Annotated in this window: 15 protein-coding genes; 5 read left to right on the forward strand and 10 right to left on the reverse strand. The window is 63.6% G+C overall.

Translation table 11 applies throughout. The features are described from left to right. Positions 1 to 28 precede the first annotated feature (28 nt). Positions 29 to 3,352, reverse strand: coding sequence for an efflux RND transporter permease subunit (locus tag ACU4E7_RS11030; protein ID WP_447021536.1), 3,324 nt, complete (start codon positions 3,350 to 3,352; stop codon positions 29 to 31). Further along, positions 3,349 to 4,569 (reverse strand): efflux RND transporter periplasmic adaptor subunit, encoded by a 1,221-nt coding sequence (locus tag ACU4E7_RS11035; protein WP_447021537.1) that lies wholly within the window; start codon positions 4,567 to 4,569, stop codon positions 3,349 to 3,351. The genes ACU4E7_RS11030 and ACU4E7_RS11035 overlap by 4 nt, the downstream gene beginning before the upstream one ends. Before the next feature lie 120 nt (positions 4,570 to 4,689). Between ACU4E7_RS11035 and ACU4E7_RS11040 the strand changes: the two genes are divergently transcribed. The 3 genes from ACU4E7_RS11040 to ACU4E7_RS11050 all read left to right on the forward strand — a co-directional run bounded on the left by ACU4E7_RS11040 (position 4,690) and on the right by ACU4E7_RS11050 (position 6,820). Next, positions 4,690 to 5,364 carry a CerR family C-terminal domain-containing protein gene (locus tag ACU4E7_RS11040; protein ID WP_447021538.1) on the forward strand — a complete coding sequence of 225 codons (675 nt, stop codon included), beginning with the start codon at positions 4,690 to 4,692 and terminating at the stop codon, positions 5,362 to 5,364. Positions 5,365 to 5,436: 72 nt separating this feature from the next. Then, entirely contained in the window at positions 5,437 to 6,045 is a 609-nt protein-coding gene (locus ACU4E7_RS11045) for a hypothetical protein (protein ID WP_447021539.1), read from the forward strand. A 52-nt stretch (positions 6,046 to 6,097) separates the two neighbouring features. Continuing rightward, positions 6,098 to 6,820, forward strand: a complete 723-nt coding sequence (locus ACU4E7_RS11050; protein ID WP_447021540.1) for a hypothetical protein — start codon at positions 6,098 to 6,100, stop codon at positions 6,818 to 6,820. A gap of 90 nt (positions 6,821 to 6,910) precedes the next feature. Here ACU4E7_RS11050 and styC read toward each other — a convergent pair whose 3' ends face one another. Together styC and ACU4E7_RS11060 are read right to left on the reverse strand one after the other, a co-directional pair. After that, positions 6,911 to 7,513: a styrene-oxide isomerase StyC gene (gene styC, locus ACU4E7_RS11055; protein WP_447021541.1), complete on the reverse strand. Its 603-nt coding sequence runs from the start codon at positions 7,511 to 7,513 to the stop codon at positions 6,911 to 6,913. 60 nt (positions 7,514 to 7,573) lie between these two features. Beyond that, positions 7,574 to 8,281 (reverse strand): OmpW/AlkL family protein, encoded by a 708-nt coding sequence (locus ACU4E7_RS11060; protein ID WP_447021542.1) that lies wholly within the window; start codon positions 8,279 to 8,281, stop codon positions 7,574 to 7,576. Between the two features lie 408 nt (positions 8,282 to 8,689). On the opposite strand from ACU4E7_RS11060, the gene ACU4E7_RS11065 reads away from it, so the two are divergent. Both ACU4E7_RS11065 and ACU4E7_RS11070 read left to right on the forward strand, forming a co-directional pair. Then, on the forward strand, positions 8,690 to 9,802 hold the full coding sequence (locus ACU4E7_RS11065; protein WP_447021543.1) for an alkane 1-monooxygenase: 1,113 nt from the start codon (positions 8,690 to 8,692) through the stop codon (positions 9,800 to 9,802). Positions 9,803 to 9,947: 145 nt separating this feature from the next. After that, positions 9,948 to 10,706 (forward strand): SDR family NAD(P)-dependent oxidoreductase, encoded by a 759-nt coding sequence (locus tag ACU4E7_RS11070; protein ID WP_447021544.1) that lies wholly within the window; start codon positions 9,948 to 9,950, stop codon positions 10,704 to 10,706. A gap of 183 nt (positions 10,707 to 10,889) precedes the next feature. Here the strand turns inward: ACU4E7_RS11070 and ACU4E7_RS11075 are convergent, their stop codons facing one another. From ACU4E7_RS11075 to ACU4E7_RS11100, 6 genes are all read right to left on the reverse strand, one after another. Beyond that, positions 10,890 to 13,685: a LuxR C-terminal-related transcriptional regulator gene (locus ACU4E7_RS11075; RefSeq protein WP_447021545.1), complete on the reverse strand. Its 2,796-nt coding sequence runs from the start codon at positions 13,683 to 13,685 to the stop codon at positions 10,890 to 10,892. A 228-nt stretch (positions 13,686 to 13,913) separates the two neighbouring features. After that, positions 13,914 to 15,218 (reverse strand): protoporphyrinogen/coproporphyrinogen oxidase, encoded by a 1,305-nt coding sequence (locus ACU4E7_RS11080; RefSeq protein ID WP_447021546.1) that lies wholly within the window; start codon positions 15,216 to 15,218, stop codon positions 13,914 to 13,916. A gap of 18 nt (positions 15,219 to 15,236) precedes the next feature. Then, positions 15,237 to 16,538: a phytoene desaturase family protein gene (locus tag ACU4E7_RS11085; RefSeq protein WP_447021547.1), complete on the reverse strand. Its 1,302-nt coding sequence runs from the start codon at positions 16,536 to 16,538 to the stop codon at positions 15,237 to 15,239. A 127-nt stretch (positions 16,539 to 16,665) separates the two neighbouring features. Beyond that, a complete protein-coding gene (locus ACU4E7_RS11090) occupies positions 16,666 to 17,769 on the reverse strand; it encodes a 2Fe-2S iron-sulfur cluster-binding protein (RefSeq protein ID WP_447021548.1) in 1,104 nt (367 codons plus the stop codon). An 86-nt stretch (positions 17,770 to 17,855) separates the two neighbouring features. Further along, positions 17,856 to 19,247, reverse strand: coding sequence for a coniferyl aldehyde dehydrogenase (locus ACU4E7_RS11095; RefSeq protein ID WP_447021549.1), 1,392 nt, complete (start codon positions 19,245 to 19,247; stop codon positions 17,856 to 17,858). A gap of 407 nt (positions 19,248 to 19,654) precedes the next feature. Further along, on the reverse strand, positions 19,655 to 20,002 hold the full coding sequence (locus tag ACU4E7_RS11100; protein ID WP_447021550.1) for a hypothetical protein: 348 nt from the start codon (positions 20,000 to 20,002) through the stop codon (positions 19,655 to 19,657). Positions 20,003 to 20,053: the final 51 nt, after the last annotated feature.

Genomic DNA, 20,053 nt, shown 5'->3' on the forward strand with positions numbered 1-20,053 from the left:
CCTATTCCGGCCCGGCATGTCCAAGCAATCAGGGTTTGGCCCCGCCCCCTGCCGGTTGGATTTCGTCGCCGGCCCCGAGGTGCCGCGCCCGCCGCCTTGCATCGAGATCATAGAGGATCGGGACCACGAACACGGTGAGCGCGGTGGACACCACCGTTCCGAAGATCAGCGAGATGGCAAGCCCGCCGAAGACCGGGTCTGTCACCATGATCGCCGAGCCGAGGATGATGGCGAGCGTCGTCAGGAGGATCGGGCGCAGGCGCACCGCGCCGGCCTGCCGTACGGCGACGTCGAGCGGCATGCCGTGTTTCAGGTTGTCCTGGATGAAGTCGATGATCAGCAGCGAGTTGCGGATCACCACGCCGGACAAGGCGATGATGCCCACCATGGAGGTGGCCGAGAAATCGGCGCCCGCCAGCCAGTGCCCGGGAAAGATGCCGATGATGCCGAGCGGCACCGAGGACATGGCGATCATGGGAATGAGGAATGACCGATAATAGGCGACGAGCAGGAAGTAGACCGTGAGGAGGGCGCCGCCGAGGGCCACGCCCATGTCGCGATAGATGTCGAGGGTCATGCGCATCTCACCGCCCCACAGGAGCTGGTAGCCGCCGATGGTGTCTGGCACGTCCTGGACAAAACCGAGATTGCCGGTGCGCAGCTTCTGTCCGTCCGGCGCAGTGATGCCCGAAAGGCGCCGCTGCAGATCCAGCACCGCATAGAGCGGCACGGAGTTGGAGAGCTCCGCCCCCACGAATGTCACCTTCTCGTTGTCCCGGTGGAGGATGGGACGGTCCGCCTCGGCGGGGGTCACCGTCACCAGTTCGGAAAGGGGCACTGGCCGCCCGTCCGCATTGTCCACGAACACGCGGTCGAGCCGGGTCGGGTCCACTTCGAAGCGACGGGGCACGTAGGCGCGCACGTCCACCGGATTCTTCTCGTCCGGCAGATGGGCGCGGCTCAGCACCTTGCCGCCATGGATCAGGGAGAGTGCTTCCGCGATCTGGGCGGTGGAGACCTTGGAGAGGGCGGCCTTCTCCTTGTCCGGAACGATGCGGTGCTCCCGCACGTCCTGTGGCTCGGTGTCGATGAGATCGACCACGTCGTAGGTCTCGGCGAAGGCCTTGCGCACCTCGCCCGACAGCACCCGCAACCCTTCGGAGTCGGGGCCGTAGAGCTCGGCGAGGATGGTTGAGCGCAAGGGTGGTCCCGGCGGATCCTCCACCAGGGAGACCTCGGTGCCGGGATAGGCTCTGGCAAGGGCGTCCACCTTGGGCCGCAGATTGCGCACGATGTCGATGGAGCTTTCCGAGCGGGCGTGCTTGTCGGTGAGGTTTACCCGGATCTCGGCGATGTTGCTGCCGCTGCGGCCTGCCGTGCCCTTGAACAGGCCGTTGAAATCCTCGACGCCCGCCTGCCCGATCCAGGTCTGGGTATTGGCGACCTGCGGCTCCTTCGCGAGCAGCGCCGTGATCTCCCGCGCGAAGCGGTCGGTGGCTTCGAGGGGGGTCGTCTCCGGCGTCTTGATGACGACGTTGAAGGTGTTCTTGTTGTCCTTCGGCAGGAAGCCGAGGGGCACGCCCAGCGTGGAGACCGCCCCGCCCACGCCGGACGGGCGGATGAACTGCCACGCCCCCTGCATCATCGAGGCGACCATCAGGAGGAGCACGGCCGCGGCGAAGAGGCGGCGGGCGCCGCGGCTCTGCTGCAGCGGCGCGATGAGCCGGAGATAGAGGCGCTCCATCCACCCCGGCTCGCCGTGGCGCGCGGCCTCCGCGTGGGCGTCCTCGTCCTGCACCGCCTGATGGTGGAGCCAGCGGTTGGCCGCCCAGGGCGTGACGATGTAGGCCACCACCACCGACGCCGCCATGGCGATGGGCACGTTGTAGGCGATGGGATAGAAATAGTCGCCCGGCATGTCGGTGATGAGGAACAGGGAGGCGAACACCAGCATCACCGCGAAGGTGGCGAGGTTGGTGGCGTTGCCGATCTCGTTGGTGGCCTCGACCGTGATCTGCTCCTTGTCGGCGCTGACGCGCTTGACGCCGTAGTGGCGGTGGATGTTCTCGATCACCACGATGGCCGCGTCCACCAGCAGGCCGAGGGCGAGGATCAGGGCGAACAGCGTCACCCGGTTGATGGTGACGCCCCCGAGCAGGTCGGCCGCAAGGGTGATGGACAGGATGAGGGGCACCGTCACCATCACGATCAGCGCCTCGCGCCAGCCCAGGAAGAAGATCAGCACCAGCCCCACCGTGGCGAGGGCGATCAGCAGGTGCTCCAGCAGCAGGTTCACCGCCGCATCGGCCTTCTCGCCGTCGTCGCGGGTGACCACCACCTGGACGTCCTGGGGCACGAAGGCCGCCTGCATCTGCGTCACCCGGCCGATGACGGCATTGGCCACCGTGACGGCATTGGCCCCCTTCTTCTTGGCGACCGCGATGGTCACCGCCGGCAGGTCCGCCGCGTCGGGGCCGGCGAAGCGCGGGTCGCCGGGGCCGAAGGAGAAGCGGCTCAGGGTGGAGATTTCCGCTGGCGGCCCGTCGGTCACCGTCGCCACGTCGCGCACATAGACCGGGCGGCCGTCATGGATGGCCACGATCTGGTTCAGCACGTCGTCCGCCGAGGTGAAGTCGGCCGAGAGCTTGATGGCCTCCGCCCTGCCGCCGCGCACGGTGGGCGCAAGGGGCACGGAGAGGTTGCTGGCGCCGAAGGCCGCATAGGCCTGGCTCAGCGTCACTCCGAAGGCCTGCAGGCGGTCGGGATCGAGCTCGATGGCGATCTCCCGCGTCTGCCCGCCCTTCACCGAGACCACGGAGACATTGTCGGTGCTGCGCAAGTGCTCCACCATGCGCTCGGCGAGCCGCTTCAGCGCGTAGTCGTCATAGCGCGGCGAGGCGACGGTCACGGTGACGATGGGCACGTCGTCGGCATCGATGCTCCGCACGAAAGGCGTGCCCGCATCAGCCGGCAGGCGGGCACGGCTCGCCAGGACCCGGTCGTAGAGCTTCACCAGCGAGGCTTCCTTCGGCTGGCCCACCTTGAACTGGACCTGCACCATGGCGAGGGCGTTCTGCGCCGTGCTCTCCACATGGTCGACGCCGGACATCTCGCTCATGATACCTTCGAGCGGCCGGACGACGAGCTGTTCCACCTCGGACGCCGACGCCCCGGGCAGGCTCACCGTGATGAGGGCTGCCGGCACGATGATCTGCGGGTTCTCCTCCCGAGGGGTCTTCAGCACCGCCACGACGCCGATCAGCGCGACGGCGATGATGAAGACGATGGTGAGCTTGGAGGTGATGAAGGTCTGGGCCAGGCGCCCGGCCATGTTGAGACGCGAATCGCTCATTTCCGACCCTCCGTGAGGTCGACGCTCGCGCCGTCGCGCAGCGTGCCGGTGACGCCGAGGAGAATGGTCTCGCCAGCGGTGAGCCCGGCATTGACTTCCACGGAATCGTCGATCTCCTTGCCGGTGCGCAGCCAGCGGAACCGGGCCGCGTTGCCGTCCAGCACGAACACCCCGTCGAGCCCGCCACGATGGACGATGGCGGCGCGCGGCACGAGCAGCGCCTTGCGGGTGCCGAAGACGAAGTCCGCGCGGCCGAACATGCCCGGCACCAGTGCCGGATCGGATGGCAAGATCACATTGATCTCATAACGTCGCGTGATGTCGTCTCCAGACGGGACGATGCCGCGTACGCGACCAAGGAAAACCCTGCCCTTCAGCGTATCGATCCGCACCTTGATCTCGGCTTTCGGATCGATCTGTGCGAGCCTGCTTTCGGCGACGAATGCCTTGAACAGGAGGACTTCCCGGGACTCCACTGTCAGGAGCGGCGTTCCAGCGGTCGCCATCTCGCCGGTGCGCCGCATGACCGCCACCACCACCCCATCCACGGGGCTGGTGATGGCGGCGTAGCCTTTCTGGGCCCTGGCAGCGGCGAGAGCGGCCTGCGCCTTGTCGAGAAGCGCTTGGGCGACATCCACGCGTACCTTGGCCTTGCGCAAGGTCTCCGCAGCGATGGCGCCCGTGACGGCAAGCTTGGAATATTTCTCCACGTCCGCCTTGGCGTCGTCGAGGTCCTCCCGGCTGGCCCGCACGCCAGCCTCCGCCTGCCGGATGGCTTCGTCGATATCGGAGGGATCGATGCGCACGAGGAGATCCCCGCGCGACACCCTCTGCCCCTCGCGCACGTCGAGCTGCTGGATGAAGCCGACAACCCGTGAGGATACGTCGATGCGCCCGTCCGACACCACCGAGCCGGGAACGCTGTAGGTCACAGGCACCTCGCTTTCCACGACGGCCACTGCGGAAAGGCTCGTGGACGGTTCGGCGGCGGCCACCGCCGAGATGGCGACAACAGGCGAAAGGAGAAGGAACAGCGCCGCAAGGCAAGTCGCACGCAACATGGTGGCACGCCACATAGGCGCCGCGTGGCACGCCGTCCGTCCGGCCGCTGGTACGGGCTGCCCGAGCGGCATGATTGCGCCCCGCGTGGTGGCGCCGCGGCGGGTGGACTCTAGCGCCAAGGCCGCCGCGAGATCAGGCAAGGTCAAGGGCGACATGACGTATCCTTTTGGTAAGGCATCAGAATTCTTGAGCTTAAGCGGACCGGTCGCGAACGCGTCGAATGGCCACTTGATAAGTTCATTCGAATGAACTAATTATTCAGTGAGGAAATTGCAATGCCATTGAAATCGAAAGCACCGAGCGGCCACGACGCCCGCAGCGCCAAGACACGCGAGCACCTCTTGGAGGCGACGATCGAGGTGATCGGGTCGGTCGGCTATGAGGCGGCCAGCACACGCATCCTGGCCAAGGCTGCGAATGCGAACCTGTCGGCCATTCCCTATCACTTCGGGGGAAAGAAGGAGCTCTACCTCGCAGCAGCGCAGATGATCGCCGACTATGCACGCGCTCGCTTCAAGGAAGTCGATGCTGTGTTGGACGAGCGCGCGGATGTCGACCCGAGGCGCCGGTTCGAGGGCGCCCTCATCCATCTGCTGCACATCGTCCTGGAGGATGCGGAGCCGCACTCTTGGACGTCGTTCCTCGCCCGCTGCACGTACGACAATGACGAGGCATTCGAGCTCATCCACGCGCAGGCCATCAAGCCACTGGTGGACCGGCTCGTTCTCGCCGCACGCGCGACATGCGGCCCGAAGGCAGAGGACGAAGCGATCCGGCTGCGCGTCAGCGCAATCGTGACGGCGATCATGAGCTTCAGGTTCCTGCGCGGCATCGTGCTTCGCAGCATCGGCTGGCCCGGCTTCCAAGGGGGGCACGTCGCGCAGTTCGAGGCCATGGTTCGCGATCTATGTCGAAGCAATTTTCTCGTAAACTTTAATATAGATCAATAACTGCGACGCACAAATATCTATATATATCATAAAATGTAGATATTATTCTACAACAACGAGAATAGGTGCACGATGGGTGAAAAATCATACCCTCACGAAACCATCGCATGGGCGAAGCAGCGGCTCGATGAGCTGGACACGATCATCTCCGAAGTGGAGAAGACCTCCCGCGAACTGAGCGGCAGTGTCCGTGCGGAAGCGGATGCCGCGCTGGCGCGTCTTGAGGCGTCCCGCGCCAGCCTGCAACGCTCATACGATGAGCTTCGCGCCGAAGCGGAGGATCTCGAGCGCACCACGGAAGATCTCCAGGATGCTCTCGACGCCGAGTGGGTCGAGGTCGAGACATCCTTCCAGTCCTTCCTCGGGGCGCTCGCCGACCAGGCGGACACGGTGCGTGGTCTGGTGGCGGCGCGTGTCGAAGCGCAGCGCCAGGCCTGGGACAATTCGCTGAAGGGGCTGCGCGATCAGGCCGCCGAGACGGTGGACACCGCGCGCGGGGAACTGGACGCGGCCATCAATCGTCTGTCCGAGGAGGCCGAGAGGTTCCAGGCAAGGATCGGTGAGGTCAAGGACGCAGGAGATACATCTTGGGAGGCTGTGAAGAGCGGTCTTGCGGAGGCAAAAGCGGTTCATGACCGCACCATCGACAAGATCAAGGGTGCGTTCGTCAAGTTGTTCTGACGCATGTGACGTACGGGCTTTCCGACACCTTCCTCCTGCTGCGGAGATCACAATGAAGAACATGCGCGCCACCATCGCCGGGATTGCGTTCCTGGTTCCCGCTCTCGCGTTCGCCACCCCGCCCGCACGTGCCGAGGGCGCTGCGCCGCCGGCGCAGGACGTCGATAAGACTTCGGCGGCCCGCCAGGCCATCCAATGGACCCAGGATCGTCTGGCGGAGGCCGATGCGACCATCGCCGCGCTAGAGCGCAACGCCGCAGCGCTTACGGGCGAGGCGCGCGCCAAGGCGGATGCCGCAATCAAGACGCTGCGCGAGCAACGCGACGCTTATCGAGCGCAGGCCGACACGTCGATCGCCAACGCGAAATCCTGGACCGATGCGCAGGTCAGCGCGGCTCAAGAACGGCTCGATGCAAACTGGACGGCATTCCAATCCGCGCGCGATTCCTACCTGGATTCCGCCAAAGCAGACCTCGCGACGCGCCGGGCCGTGCTCCAGGCGGAATTGGACGCCAGGCGCACAGCTTGGCTGCAATCGGTCGAGGACTTGCGCGCACGGGCGGAGAAGGTCGGGGCCGACCAGCGCGTAGCCATTGAAGCGCGCATCGCCGCATTGAAGGCGCAGGTCGATGATGCCCAGGCGAGGCTCGCACGGCTCGAAGAAGGTTCCAGTACAGCCTGGAAGGCCGTCCAAAAGAGCTATACTGACGCCAGGACGCTTTTCTACGAGACCTATCGCTCGATTCGAAAGGCGATCGACGACGCGTCAAAATAAAGATGTCCTGGCACTGCCCACTGATGGTTCGGCAGGCAGTGCCAGCGCCCTTTCAGCCAACCTGAACGGCTTCCCACAATGAAGTCATCTCTACCCCGCAGAGCGGAAGGCTTGGCGAGCAATCGCCGCTACGGCGACGAGAGAAACGATTGCGAAAATCAAACCTGGAACATACCCGATGATGGACGCGAGCGTTCCGTGACCGAATGGGTTCGCTCCGATCGTCAGCGCTCGGTTCGGAGCGAGGAGCGCAGCCCAGTAGAAGAGCGTATTGGCCCAGCCGGTTCCGACGAGAGCCCAGCCGATCCGGCGTGCGGCACGGTCGGAAAAGCCGAGCCCTGGCAGGACGAGCGCCACGGCGATCACCAGCAGGGCGTTGAGGATACCGCCCACGTGCGTTCGCGCCCAAGCTGCCGGCTCGCCCGGCAGGGTGAGAGGATGGATCTGGCCGGGCGTCACCTCGAGCCCGCCCACAAGGCTGACCAGCAGGCAAATGCCTGCCACCAGGGCCACGAGAAGGATGAGCGCCGCATGGCCGATCATGATTTTCTGCCGGCGATCCAACATCTGATCGTCCTCTTTCGGGTCCTTCGCGATGAAAGAATAAGGAAACCTCCAGAACGGAGGTTTCCAGTTGGCGTGCTCGGACACGCAGGCCGGGAGGTCGGCCGAAAGCCTAGACAACACGAGCATCGTGATTTCAGTAGGGAGCCGTTTCAGCAGCGAGATTCAGCGGGCGCCCCCAAACTTGCATCAGAAGCGATAGGTGATGCCGGTCGACACCACGAGCGGATCCAATGTGATATCGGCCGTCACCGGTGCGGGACCAAGAGTTCCGGTCGCGTTCACTTGCAAATAAAGCTTCTTGACGTCGAGATACATGCCCCAATGTTGATCAAGCATGATGTCGAATCCAGCCTGAAGCACGAGCCCCGGCGCACCCTTGATGCTGAGATTCTTCGTTGCCGCGTCCTCGGAATTAAAGATGATCGCATAGGCGAGTCCGCCACCGAGATAGGGCTGGAATGCGCCAAACTCAGCAAAATGGTACTGGGCGGTAAGGGCGGCAGGGCCATAGACGGTCCGTCCGACGACACCGAGGGCGGTGGCCGTGCCTTGGCCGGTGAGAGCCGTGGTGGGTGGGTAACCGCCCGTGAACGTCACAGAAATGCGATCGTAGAGATAATAGCCCACATCAAATAGGAAGGTGTAGTTGTCATCGGCGGTGGCCGTCGCGCCGAGAACAGGAGTTCCCGCGGCTTTCAAAGAAGCGCTTGAATCGAAATAGATCCCACCCGCACCCAGTCGGACGAACCAGGGAGAGCGGCTTTCGATAGGCGTCACCTTCGGTTGAGCATCGTCCAGATCTGCACCATAGCATTGGGAGGCAAGGCACCCCCACATCAATGCCGCAATGATGGAAAGCCGAGTTGCTATTCTTTTTTTCCACAGATACTGCATAACTCCTCCCCAGGATATGTATTGAGCCGCATAAGCGGATGACAATGCATTTTGTTCTTAAGCTTGGGGTGGCCAATCCGAGCAACGCACGGGGCTTTGCTGCCGGGGAAATCCGGTCGAAATGGATTCGTCACGCTTCGCTCTCGGGGAGTCGATACGGAGGGGAGAGGTGGCGCCCTGTACTTTTGTATGGCCTGGCCACCGATGCCGCGATCCGTTGCAGAATTGATACAAGGGTCGGCAGTCGGGCGCGCTTCCTATGGGAGAGAAGCGCCGAAGTGGTGCGACCCGCACTTTGGTACGGCCTTCCTCACCCAATAGGGCTCCAACATCAAGCCAACGTCGAAAGTGTGGATTGCAGGCGCCGCGCCTGTCGTCGGCTTTGGATGACCCTAAGGGAGAAGCGCCATGTCATACCTTCTGTATTATCTGCCGATACTGGTGCAATTGATTGCGGGCTATGGTTTTTATCAAGGCGGGAACTGGGTCTATGCAGCGATTCTGAGCTTTCCGATCCTGATGCTCATCGACACCATCCTGCCGCGCGACTATTCCGTTCGAAAAATCACAAGCCGTTTTTGGGCGACGGTGCCGCTTTATCTCGCGTCCTTCGCGGGACTGGGGCTGTATTTCGTGTTCGCCTGGCGCGTCGGCCAAGAAGACCTGACGGGCTGGCAGGTGGTGGGGTCGGTGGTCGGTCTGGCGTGGCTCTCGGTGGTGCCCATGGTGCCTGTCTCGCACGAGCTCTACCACTACCGGAATTCCCTGTCCCGTTTTGTGGGTCAGGTGGCACAGCTGTGCTATTTCGATGTCACCCGCGACATCGCGCATGTCATGGGCCATCATATCGACGTCGCCACCGCGCCGGATTCCGATACGGCGGATCGGGGGCTCAATCTCTATAGCTTCACCGCGGGCGCTCTGGTGGAAAGCACCCGGACGTCCATGCGGGCAGAGTGTGCCGCGCTCGAGAAGCGCGGCAAGGGCCGCTGGTCGCTCGGCCACCGGATCTACAAGTTGATCCTGGCGCAGCTCATCATCCAAGCGGCCTTCTTCGCCATTGGAGGATGGAAGGCCGTGCTGGCTTGCCTTACCGCCATGCTGATCGGTCGCATCTGGGCCGAATCCTTCAACTACTTTCAGCACTATGGATTGATCCGCGTCCCAGGCGCCCCCATCCAGAAGCGCCATGTGTGGAACCACCTGCATCCACTGAGCCGCATCTTCGGATGGGAGATCGTCAATCACGCGGACCATCATCTGGACGCCTACAAGCCCTACTACGTTCTTGTGCCCGACACTAAGGCGGTGAAGATGCCGAGCGTCTTCATCTGCTTCGCAACAGCACTTGTGCCCCCGGTGTGGACCAATCTGGTGGCCAAGCCGGCGCTCAAGGAGTGGGACCTGACGCAAGCCTCTCCAGAAGAGCGACGCATCGCCCGGGAAAAGAACCGCGCAGCCGGCTGGCCCGATTGGTTCGATGAGGCGGCGGGCCGCCCTGCGAGCATAGCGGCGGAATAGCGCCCGCCATCGGCCTGATGCGGACGCCGAACTGACAGCGTCGATGCGTCAGGCCGCAAACGCCGCTGCGATGCCGACAACTGCCGACATCGTAACGCCGGTGACGCGACAACAACCACATTGGGCGAGGATGCCTGGAGGCGTGATGAGACTGAAAGACAAGGTGGCGATCATTACGGGTGCCGCGACCGGCATTGGCAATGCAATCGCGCAGACATATCTAAATGAGGGTGCAAAAATTGTCGTTGCCGATGTTAAGGGGGCCGAGGAAGCGGCCGCGAAATTCGGTGCCGACGTCGCATTGGGGCTGTTCACCGATGTCTCGGATCCCGAGAGCACCAAGAGAATGGCAGAGGCCACGCTCGAGCGCTTCGGGAAGATCGATATCTTGGTGAACAATGCCGGTATCTTCACGGGGCTCAGCTATGTTCCTATGGACGCAATCTCCATTGCGGACTGGGACAAGTTGTATGCTGTGAATGTCAAGGGGCCGTGGCTTTGCTCCAGCGCCGTGTCCAAGGCGATGCGAGAGGGCGGCGGGGGCAGAATTATCAATATCGCGTCGGTCATTGCGCATATGGGCGTGCCTTTCATGCTGCACTACGTTTCGAGCAAGGGCGCGGTGGCGGCGATGTCCCGGGCTATGGCGCGGGAGTTTGCGGCGACCAAAGCAAACATCCTGGTCAACTCCATCTCGCCCGGATACACCCATTCGGCCAACGCGGTCGCCAATGCGCAGCAGCACGAACAGTTTGAGGGTGTAGCCTCGTCCATGCGTACTGTCGAACGGCCGCAGGTTCCGGAAGATATTGCCGGCGCGGCGCTGTGGCTGGCCAGCCACGAGGCGTCCTATGTGAATGGACAGAACATCATCGTGGACGGTGGGATATTCATGAGCCTGTAGGCTTAGAGCCCGCGCCGATCTGATCGCGCCGCGATCAGATCGGATAATCCCGTCTCTACCAACAATTTAGTGGGCGAAGCGCGGTCGGCAGTCTTGCTGCCGACCCGCAAGGCGGGAGTTCGTTGGCCGTTTCGGTCGTTGAAGGGGCACTCGCCGGCCCATTTGGGCGCTCGCGGAATAAGTTCAATGCCGAAGCAACCGCAGCGTGCGCGCTTTGGCCACTGCGGAGGATCGATTTTTCACATCGAGCTTCGCATAAAGGTTGGACAGGTGCCACTTGATGGTCCGCACCGTCACCGCCAAGCGGTCTGCAAGCTGCGCGTTGTCGAGCCCGCTTTCCAGAAGATGGAGCAGTTCGATCTCCCGTGGGGTGAGTGGGTCGGCAAAGTTCTCGAACTGATTGTCCGACTCGTGGGCTGAGGGCTGGACGCCCAGCCGGCTGAGGATTTCGCCATAGGCGGCGAGTTCTTCGCGGTTGGTGAGCCCAAGCTCTTTCACGCGTCCGTTCTCAAGCACATGCGCCAGAAACGCCCTCCTTTCCACGAAAGGGCCAAAGAGGTTGCGTTTCGCAGCCGTGGCGATAGCACGCGACAGGAAGCGGAGGGCGGCTGGACGCGCGTTGGCGTGCATCTGGATTTCGGCGCTTAACAACAGCCATTCTACCTGCGCCTTCCGTCGGCCGGTCTCCTGGGCGCGGCGCAATTCCTCCTGCGCTAGATTCGCTGCCGCCGGATGGTGGCCTGAAGCCATCAGCAGGCTCGCCGATGTAAAGGCCGCCGCAGCCATCACCATGGGGGAAACGTCCTCGAGCAGTACTGCCGGCCAGCCGACGCGTGCATCCCAGCCGAGATTCCGCGCCAGATCGAAGGCGTCTTCCAACCGGCCCAGTAGCAGGTCGCGCTGGATCAGCTTGAACTCCGTCAGGATGCTCACCCGTTTGGTGTAGTCGCGCGCGATGCGGCGGAGGTCGGAATCGGTAAACTGGGGTGCACCGGCAACGGCGCAGGCGAGCGCCGCCTCGATTCCGAGCCAGGCCGTATCAGGGATCTCGTTGTGCGCCGCCCGTTCGAGATTGGCCGTGACAAGGATGCCGGCTTCGCCGTGGTGGCCGAGGTCGCACAAAGCGGCAGCGCGAACCAGGGCGATGATGGCGGCGATGCTTGCGAACGGGGCGATCTCGCGCCGAGCCTCGGCCTCCATTGCCAAGAGGCGTTCCTCCACCATCAGCGGATTGCCCTGGGAGATCTCCAGGATTGCCGTCGCCACCTCCACCCAGCATCGCCCATAGACCGCCGTGGAGCGGGCAATGGTGGCATTGGCCATGAGAAGGGAGCTGCGTGCCTCCGCGAACTCGAACCGGGCGAGGCGGGCGAGCGCCACCGACGTGGCGGCCACCGCCACGTCGAACGCATCCTCGTGAGGGTAGGTCGCGAGCCAGGAGGCGGCTTCATTCAATATGTCGGAGGTCGTGTCGAGCTGAACTGCGACGATGACGTCGACGATGCCGAGCTTGGTTTTGAAATCGGCCGAGAAGGATGCAGGCTCGGCTGACTCGAGCGCCGCTGCGGCTCGACGCGCTTCTTTTCTGGCCGCCTCGAACCGCCGCTCGAAAATGAGCGCCCAGACATACCAGAATGTTGCTTGAGGTCCCTTGCTCACCCCCGCATCTTCGGCGCGCTTGAGCCAGCCGATGAAAGCCGTCGTATCGCCCTGGTCGCGCACGAGAAGGCAGGCGACCTGCTCCAGCAAGAGGGCGGCCGCTGTCAGCTCCTTCGCGTTGAGGGCAAGGTCGAGGGCGCCGAGATAGTCGCCCCGCTGGGAAAGCCAAGCGATTGCCTTGCCATGGACCTCGGAGCGGCGCGAAGCCGTTACGTGGCGGCGGGCTTCCTTCGTGAGGAATTCACGTAGCAGCGTATGGAAGCGATACCATTGCCGCTTTTCGTCGAGGGGGATGACGAGGAAGTTATGCTCGACGAGAAAGTCGACCCACATGGGCGCTCGCTCCTCGCCCGTCACCTCCTCTGCAAAGGCTGCCGAGAAGCGTCGGAACTCGCCGATCTCGTAGAGAAAGCGGGCGAGATCCGGCTCGAGCGACGCCATGAGCCGCCGTGACAGAATATCCGCGATGTGGATGTCCCTGCCCGAAAGAAGCGCGATCCCGCGGTCGAAGGAGTTTTCATTGTCGACAATGAGCTGCAGGAGACGTACCGCGGCTGGCCAGCCTTCCGTCTTCTCCACGATGGTGTCGAGAGCGCCGGGATCGGCGATGCTGAGGCCGGCTTGGGCGAAAAGGGCTGCTGTGGAATCCTGGTCAAAGGACAGCTCGGTGGCGCCCACCGCCCGAAGGATGCCCTCGCATCTGGCCCGACCCGCGTTGAAGGGAACCGGCGTCGACGCCGAGGAGACGTAAAGCGTGACGGTTTCCGGGGTATCGAACACAAGCGCGTCGACGAGTTGGTCGACAGCGGGATCCTTGCAGACATCGATATTGTCGATGAAGACCGCCAACGGCGCTTTCTGGTCGCGCAGTTGCTTGCGGACCGCCTCGATCCGGTCGAAGGAGTCGGTCGGCTGCAGGGACGCAGCGAACGGGCGGGTTTTCGCCGAAAGGTCTAGTGCGTGTTCCAGCAAGGCGAGAACCGAGCCGAGGCCGTTGTCGCCCTCCTGCAGGCCAAGCCAAAGACAGCCGTGCCCCCCCCGCCGGAAGTGGTGGTAGAGCTGGGACAGAATGACCGTTTTCCCGTAGCCGGGCGGCGCCACCAAAGTGGTGATCTTCTTTCCCGCCTCCCGCTTTGCGAGCACCGCGAAGAGCGACGTCTCCACGGGCTGAAAGGAATAGACCGGGGGACGAAAACGCTCTGGTCGCTCGCTCTGCGGGGGGAATCGCATCACGGAGGTGGCATCGGGCGACGAGATGGACCCTCCGCGCCCGTCGAGCGGAGGGGCAAGAACCCCTCGCCGGCCGGCAATGTCCGTCATCTGGGCATTTCCTCATTGAATTGTTTTTAGAACAATTATCGGCTCTGAAATATGGGAGGGTCCTGTTCGAAAGTACAGGCTACCTCGTGGCTGAAGGTAAAATAGGAAGCGGCGTTGGAGCCTGGAGCTGCGGTGTCGGAGGAGTGCCGAAATGGGTTGTATCGGACGCGCGGCCGCAGCGCGCTGGCCGCGTTTCCTCCACGGCGCCTGGCCGGCTGCTGAATGCGATCAGATGGCTTTGCCCATGGCCCTCAGCGCAGCACGCTCGCCGCTCAGGACCGCCGCCTCGACACCAGCGTGGGCGAAAGAGTCGCCGGCGAGATAGATGCCCTCGGGCATCTGGGCGTGCAGGCCGTCCATAGTCTTGTAATGTCCGGGTGCGGCGATGGACAGGCCCCGGCGGTAGCGGAACAGCTCCACGAAGTCGGGCTCCGGCGCCGCCCCAAAGACCTCGGTCACCGCCATCAAGGCCTCCCTCTTGATCTCTTCATCGCTCATGTTGCTGAGCGGCGGGGTGTAGAAATAAACCCCCACGGCCTCGGCGCCGGGCGGCACCGCGTCCGGATGGCGGCGGCTTTGCAAAACGCAGGCGCCCCAGTTGCGCAAGTCGGTCGCGGGGAGCGCGATGCTCACGGGAAAGTTGGGCCAGGGATTTTTCTTATAGCACACCTGCACATGGGCATATTCGCTGTAGAGGCATTCCTGCAGGGTGGTTTCCGCTCGGTCCGGAATGAGCCCGCCGAGAAGCTGGGCGGCAACGCCCGGCTCGCACGAGACAATGATCTTGTGCACGTCATAGGTCTCGCCATTGGCCTTGATGCGGTAGCCATCGCCCCGGCGGGTGATGGTGTGGACCGGGCTGGCGAGATGAAGTTTCAGCCCTTGGCTGCCCTCGATCAGCCAGTCGCAGATCTGGCCCATGCCCTTGGGCGGTACGGCAAGCGAAAGCTTGTAGAACTGCTGAATGATCGCCTTGTAGAGGGCCATCGACAGCCAATGCAGGGGCACGGCATAAAGAAAGCCCATATAGGGGTAGGTAATATAGGTGGTGCCTTTCTTTCCCAAAACCTTTTCGGACCAGACTTCCAGCGACTCTGCCTCATCGAACTTGGCAAGCTCCGCGCCGTCGAAACAGGATTTCGGGCCGGGCTTGACCAGCTCACGCAGAACGCCCCAGCTCAAGCGCAGCTTTTCAAGCAGGGAGAAGATCGGCAGCTTGAGGAAGCTCATCACCTGATCAAAATCTACGGTGTAGCGCTGGTGGTCCCAGTCGATGACGTGGGTCTTGGCATCCCAGGGCACGAGCTCGCCATACCTGCCCAGTTCCTTGAGGAGGGCGTTGGTGCGCGGATAGATGCCGCCCATGAGGAACAGCGCGCCGGAGCCGAGATTGAACCCCTCTTTGCGCACCTGGGCCGTGCGGCCGCCCACATGATCCTGCGCCTCGAAGAGATGCACCTGGTGGCCGTCCCGGCACAGCTTATACGCGGCGGTGCAGCCCGCAGGGCCCCCGCCGATCACAGCAATCTCCACGTTTCCTCTCCCGTAAGATCATTCTTGCCGCAAAGCGCCGAGCGGGTAGTCCCGCAGGATCCTTTCCACCACGAGCCGCGCCGTCTCCGAGCAGGATGCCGTTCCCGCCTGGCCATAGGGCTTCGTGCCGTCGCCCACGTTCCAGAGATTGGCCACGGGCGTGTCATTGGGAAGATCGTAGCCCGTGATGGCGCGCTGCGCCGGCCAGTCATGGGCGGTCACGTCGATGGCCTTGACCATGCTTTCGTCAAAGCCCGGGAAATAGTCTCGAATGTCGTGGAGCAGCAGCTTGGTCTCAAGGTCCTCGTCGAAGTCGCCGGTCGCGGGGCGCGGAACGGAGGCGGCGCAGTAGAGGTGCCAATCGGGCGGGCAGCGGCGGAGCGACGGCTCGCTGAAATTGGCCGCGTAGACCATCCGGCGCGTCTTGGCATAGATGGCGAGCCCGTCAAACTTCGCCAGCGGCTTACGGCTGGCGAAGTGAACGGTGATGATCGAGGCCGGATCGGTCTTGGCCTCCACATCCCGGCCATAGCCGTCGGGCAGGTTCTGCTCTCCGGCCAGCCTGACCGTGGCCAGCGGGCCGGCATTGCTGATGGCGAGGCGCGCCTGAACCTCGATGGCGTCACCATCGCGGTCGACAAACGCGCCGTTGACCTTGCCGTCATTGCCGAACGTGAGCGACCGGACGGTCGAGTTCAACCAGATCTCGCCGCCATTCTCCTTGATCACCGCCGCCATCGGCTTCCACACCTCGATGGTGCCGCCCCTCGGGACGCCGATCTTCTTGAAGGCGGAGCCTTCTGTGAAATAGTAGAGGAAGACTTCAGCTGGAAAGACGTCGAGCGTGGCGGCGAACATGGCACCGACCACATTGTCCAAAAGATCATGGATCGCTTTGTTGCGGGTAAAGCGGTTCAGCCAATCCCGTGTCGACTGCCCCGGCTTCGGCCGGATGGCGGGGACGATCCGGCTCAGGCGCGTCAGGAACCCGGGAACCACATCGCGAAGGAGCGGCACGAGGCCGGAATCCATGGAGATTTCCCGGCGACCCCAGATGAGCACGGTTTCCGGCTTGGGGATGTAGAGGTCAAGCGACTTTCCCACCTTGGTCAGGGTCTGCTCCACCATCCCACCGCGTTCGATGACGAGGGCGCCGGTGTTCAGCAGGAAGCCGTCCACATCGCGGGTCGAGGCACGCCCGCCGATGCGCTCGCGCGATTCCACCACGAGAGTCCGATAGCCCGCATGGGCGAGGCGCGCCGCCGCAGACAGGCCGCCCGCCCCGGCTCCGATGATGATGGCATCGAATCGAGCCTGCATTTCCTTCCCCTATAATTGTATATTTTATGTGATTGCGACACTTATACTTTAACTAAACTACATACGTTCGCGGCTCAGATCGAAACCCGCGGATCCGCCCCGTGCGGGACGAAGGGGTGGAGCTCTCTCAGGATGCGCGTGTCAGCTCCGGCGGTTGGGGGGAGCCTTGATGCGGCCGCGCATCGGTGAACTTGTCGTAGTGAATGCAGCCGATGTCGACCCCGCCGGCCGTGAGCACGGATATCGCCTGGTCGATCATGGGCGGAGGGCCGCACATATAAGCCTGCGCCGGCATCGGGCTGGACTCCACTACGGCGGGGAGAAGCGCGCTCAGCGCCTCTGTCACCAGTCCACGCCGTCCGGGCCAAGCTGATGCTTCGGGCTCTGCGCTGAGCACCGGAACGAAGCGGAAGTCCGCTAGCCATTCTCGCGCCAACTGCTCGATTTCCTCCACCTTGTAGAGATCTGCCGCCGTCCGCGCGCCGAACAGCAGGATACCTGGCCGGCGAATGTTCTTCTTGCGGGCGTCCGCGAGAAGGCTGAGCAGCGGCGCAAGCCCGCTCCCACCGGCAACGCAGATGATGGGTCCGTCGCCGGGGCGCAGGAAGAAGGTGCCGTGCGGCCCCTCCACCTCCAGCGGCACGCCGTCGAATGCGCCCGCAAACAAGGGCTCGGTGAAGGCCCCACCCGGTGTCAGCCGGATGAAGAAGCTGATGTCGGTGCGTCCGTTGCGCTCAGGCGGATCTGCGAAGGAATAGGAGCGCGGCGCGAGTGCGCCGGCACGCAACGTGGCGAACTGGCCGGCCGCGTAGCGGATCGGCCGGTCCAGTTCCACCATTACCTGGAGGATGTCGTGAGTGAGGGCGATCCTGCCCGTGATCCTGCCCTGAAAGTGCTCCGGCGGGGGCGCATCGGCGCCGGCGGCTTCCACCTCCACCACCGCATCCGACGTCAGGTTGGCCTGGCAAGCGAGGATATAGCCTGCGTCCAGTTCCTCCTTGGACAGGGTGTAGCCGAAATCCATGGCCGGCTTGACCTGTCCGGAGACCAGGCGGCACTTGCAAGAGGCGCAGGTGCCGACCGTGCAGCTATGAGGGAAGGCGATGTTGTGCGCCAGCGCCGCCTCGAGCAAGGTCTGGCCCGATTCCACGGGAACATCCACCCCGAAGGGCAAGAACGTGACCTTTCTTGGCTCGGCCTTGGTGAACCAGCTTTTCCAAAACGGAGTCATTCCGATGATCTCGACTTCTCGGGCGCTTGCCGGCCCCGCGGGGCCGGCAGATGAGGTGCGGTATCTCCAGGCGCCCTGCATAGGTTTCAGCGCGCGATCGCCGCGGTGAGGAACTGGCGCAGGGGTTCGCCGAACGGCGGGCGGATCATGTACTCGGCTTCCACCGTCCGGCTCTGACGATAGATGGAGCGGGCGTGGCTGAAATTGGTGAAGCCGGCCTTGCCATGATAGGCGCCGGTGCCCGAGGGACCCACGCCGCCGAACGGTAGGCTTTCCGCAAAAGCGTGGGTCATCACGTCATTGAGGGTCACGCCGCCCGAGCGGGTATGGTCGAGTACGTAGCGCTCCTCCTCCTCGCTGTCGCCGAAATAATAGAGCGCCAGGGGTGCCGGCTTGCCGTTGATGTAGGAGACCGCCTCGTCGATGGAATCATACGGTTTGACCGGCAGCAGCGGGCCAAAGATCTCGTCCTGCATGATCTGCATGTCGTCGGTGGCGCCGAGCACGAGGGTCGGCGGAATGCGGCGGGAATTGCCCGCGAAGGCTTCCCCGGCGGGGTTGATTTCGATGACCGTGGCCCCTTTGGCGCGGGCATCCGCGAGGTAGCCTTGCAGCCGGTCGAAGTGCCGCTGATTGACGATGGATGTGTAGTCGGGATTCTTTTCGAGGGTGGGGAACATGCTGGCCACCGCCCCCTGTGCCGCTGAAACGAAGGCATCTACCTCACTTGCGGGGGCGAGCACATAATCGGGGGCGAGGCAGATCTGGCCGGCATTCAGCCCCTTGATGGTCATGACGCGCGCCGCCACATCGGCGATGGAGGCGGATTTGGAAACGACCACGGGGCATTTCCCGCCCAGCTCCAACGTCACGGGAACGAGGTTGTCGGCCGCCGCCCGCAGGATATGGCGCGCCACCGATCCGCCACCGGTGAACAGGAGATGATCGAAAGGCAGAGCGGCAAACGCCTGAGCCACATCGGAGCCGCCTGTCACCACGGCGATCTCCGACGGGTCGAAAGCCGAGGAGATCATGCGCGCCATGAGGGCGGACGAAGCCGGCGTGAATTCCGATGGCTTGATGAGGCAGCGGTTGCCGGCGGCCACGATGCCGGCGAGAGGCGCGAAGGTGAGATTGAAGGGAAAGTTCCACGGGCTGATGACGCCCACGACACCCAGCGGTACATATTCCACCCACGCTTCCGCGTCGGGAAACATCCCTTCATGGGGCACGGGCTGCATCCATTCCGCCACATGCGCCTTGGCAAGCTTGAGGGAACTGACGACCGCGAGGACGTCCGCCATCAGGGAAGCTTCCCGGCTTCGCCCACCGAAATCGTCGTTCATCGCGTCGGCGATCTCGTGCTGATGATCCACCATGAGACCGATGAGACGGTCGAGCCATTCGATGCGCTGCGCCGCGGTCAGGGGCACTGAGGCGAGGTGGGCGGCGCGCTGGCGTTCAAGAAGGTCTTTCATGCTGCTTGAGCTCTCCCTGTGTGGTTTCATCCCCGCGGTGGCGCATGTGACGTGTTGCTCGCCCCGCGCAGATTGATTTTGAGGCCGCTTGAAAACGGCTCTTGCCGGCTCATCCGCCGCGCCGAGTGGCCTGGCGAACACTTGGTGAACGGTGGCGGCGGACCGTCGGCGGCAAGAAGGGGGCGGAAGGCGTGTCCTCCTAAGCCTCGATCCGCTTCGATCATGTCGTCTGCGGCCACCCTTCGGTGCTTGCGCGTCCGATTTCACCGCGCCGGAAAACCCCCCACCTTTCGACAGGGACGCATTTTCCCTTAGTCTCCGGTGGCGTCCCCCGTCCCGGACCTTAGTACGGGGCCGGCGTGCGGGGTGCGGATACGCGATCGGGCGGCGGGGTATCCTCTCGCTGCTCAAAAGGCCGCCAGATAGAGCAGGACGAGACCGATCACCCCGAGCGATCCATGCCCCGCGATGAGCAGAAATGGTCGAGCGCGACGGTACATCAGGCCGAAGAACAGGCCGCCACCGAGCAGGCCCGCGGCAAGCACGCCGAAGGCCCACCACGCTTCTGGAGGGAGTGGAGCGGGGGCGGCAAGATTGGCGTAGAGCAGCAGCCCGGCCGCCGTCAGTCCGCCGAGGCCGTGCAGCGGGGGAAGGACGGCGGGCACCGGTATCCGGCACAGATGAAGGATGGCAATCAGAAGCCCTCCGAGCGCGATGGCGCAGAAGAGGACGAACGCGATTTGCGGTAGGGTCATGGGGCAGAAATTCCCTATGTTTCGCCTTTGGCCGATCACGGAAAGAACTCT

Source organism: Xanthobacter sp. ZOL 2024, from assembly GCF_052932325.1.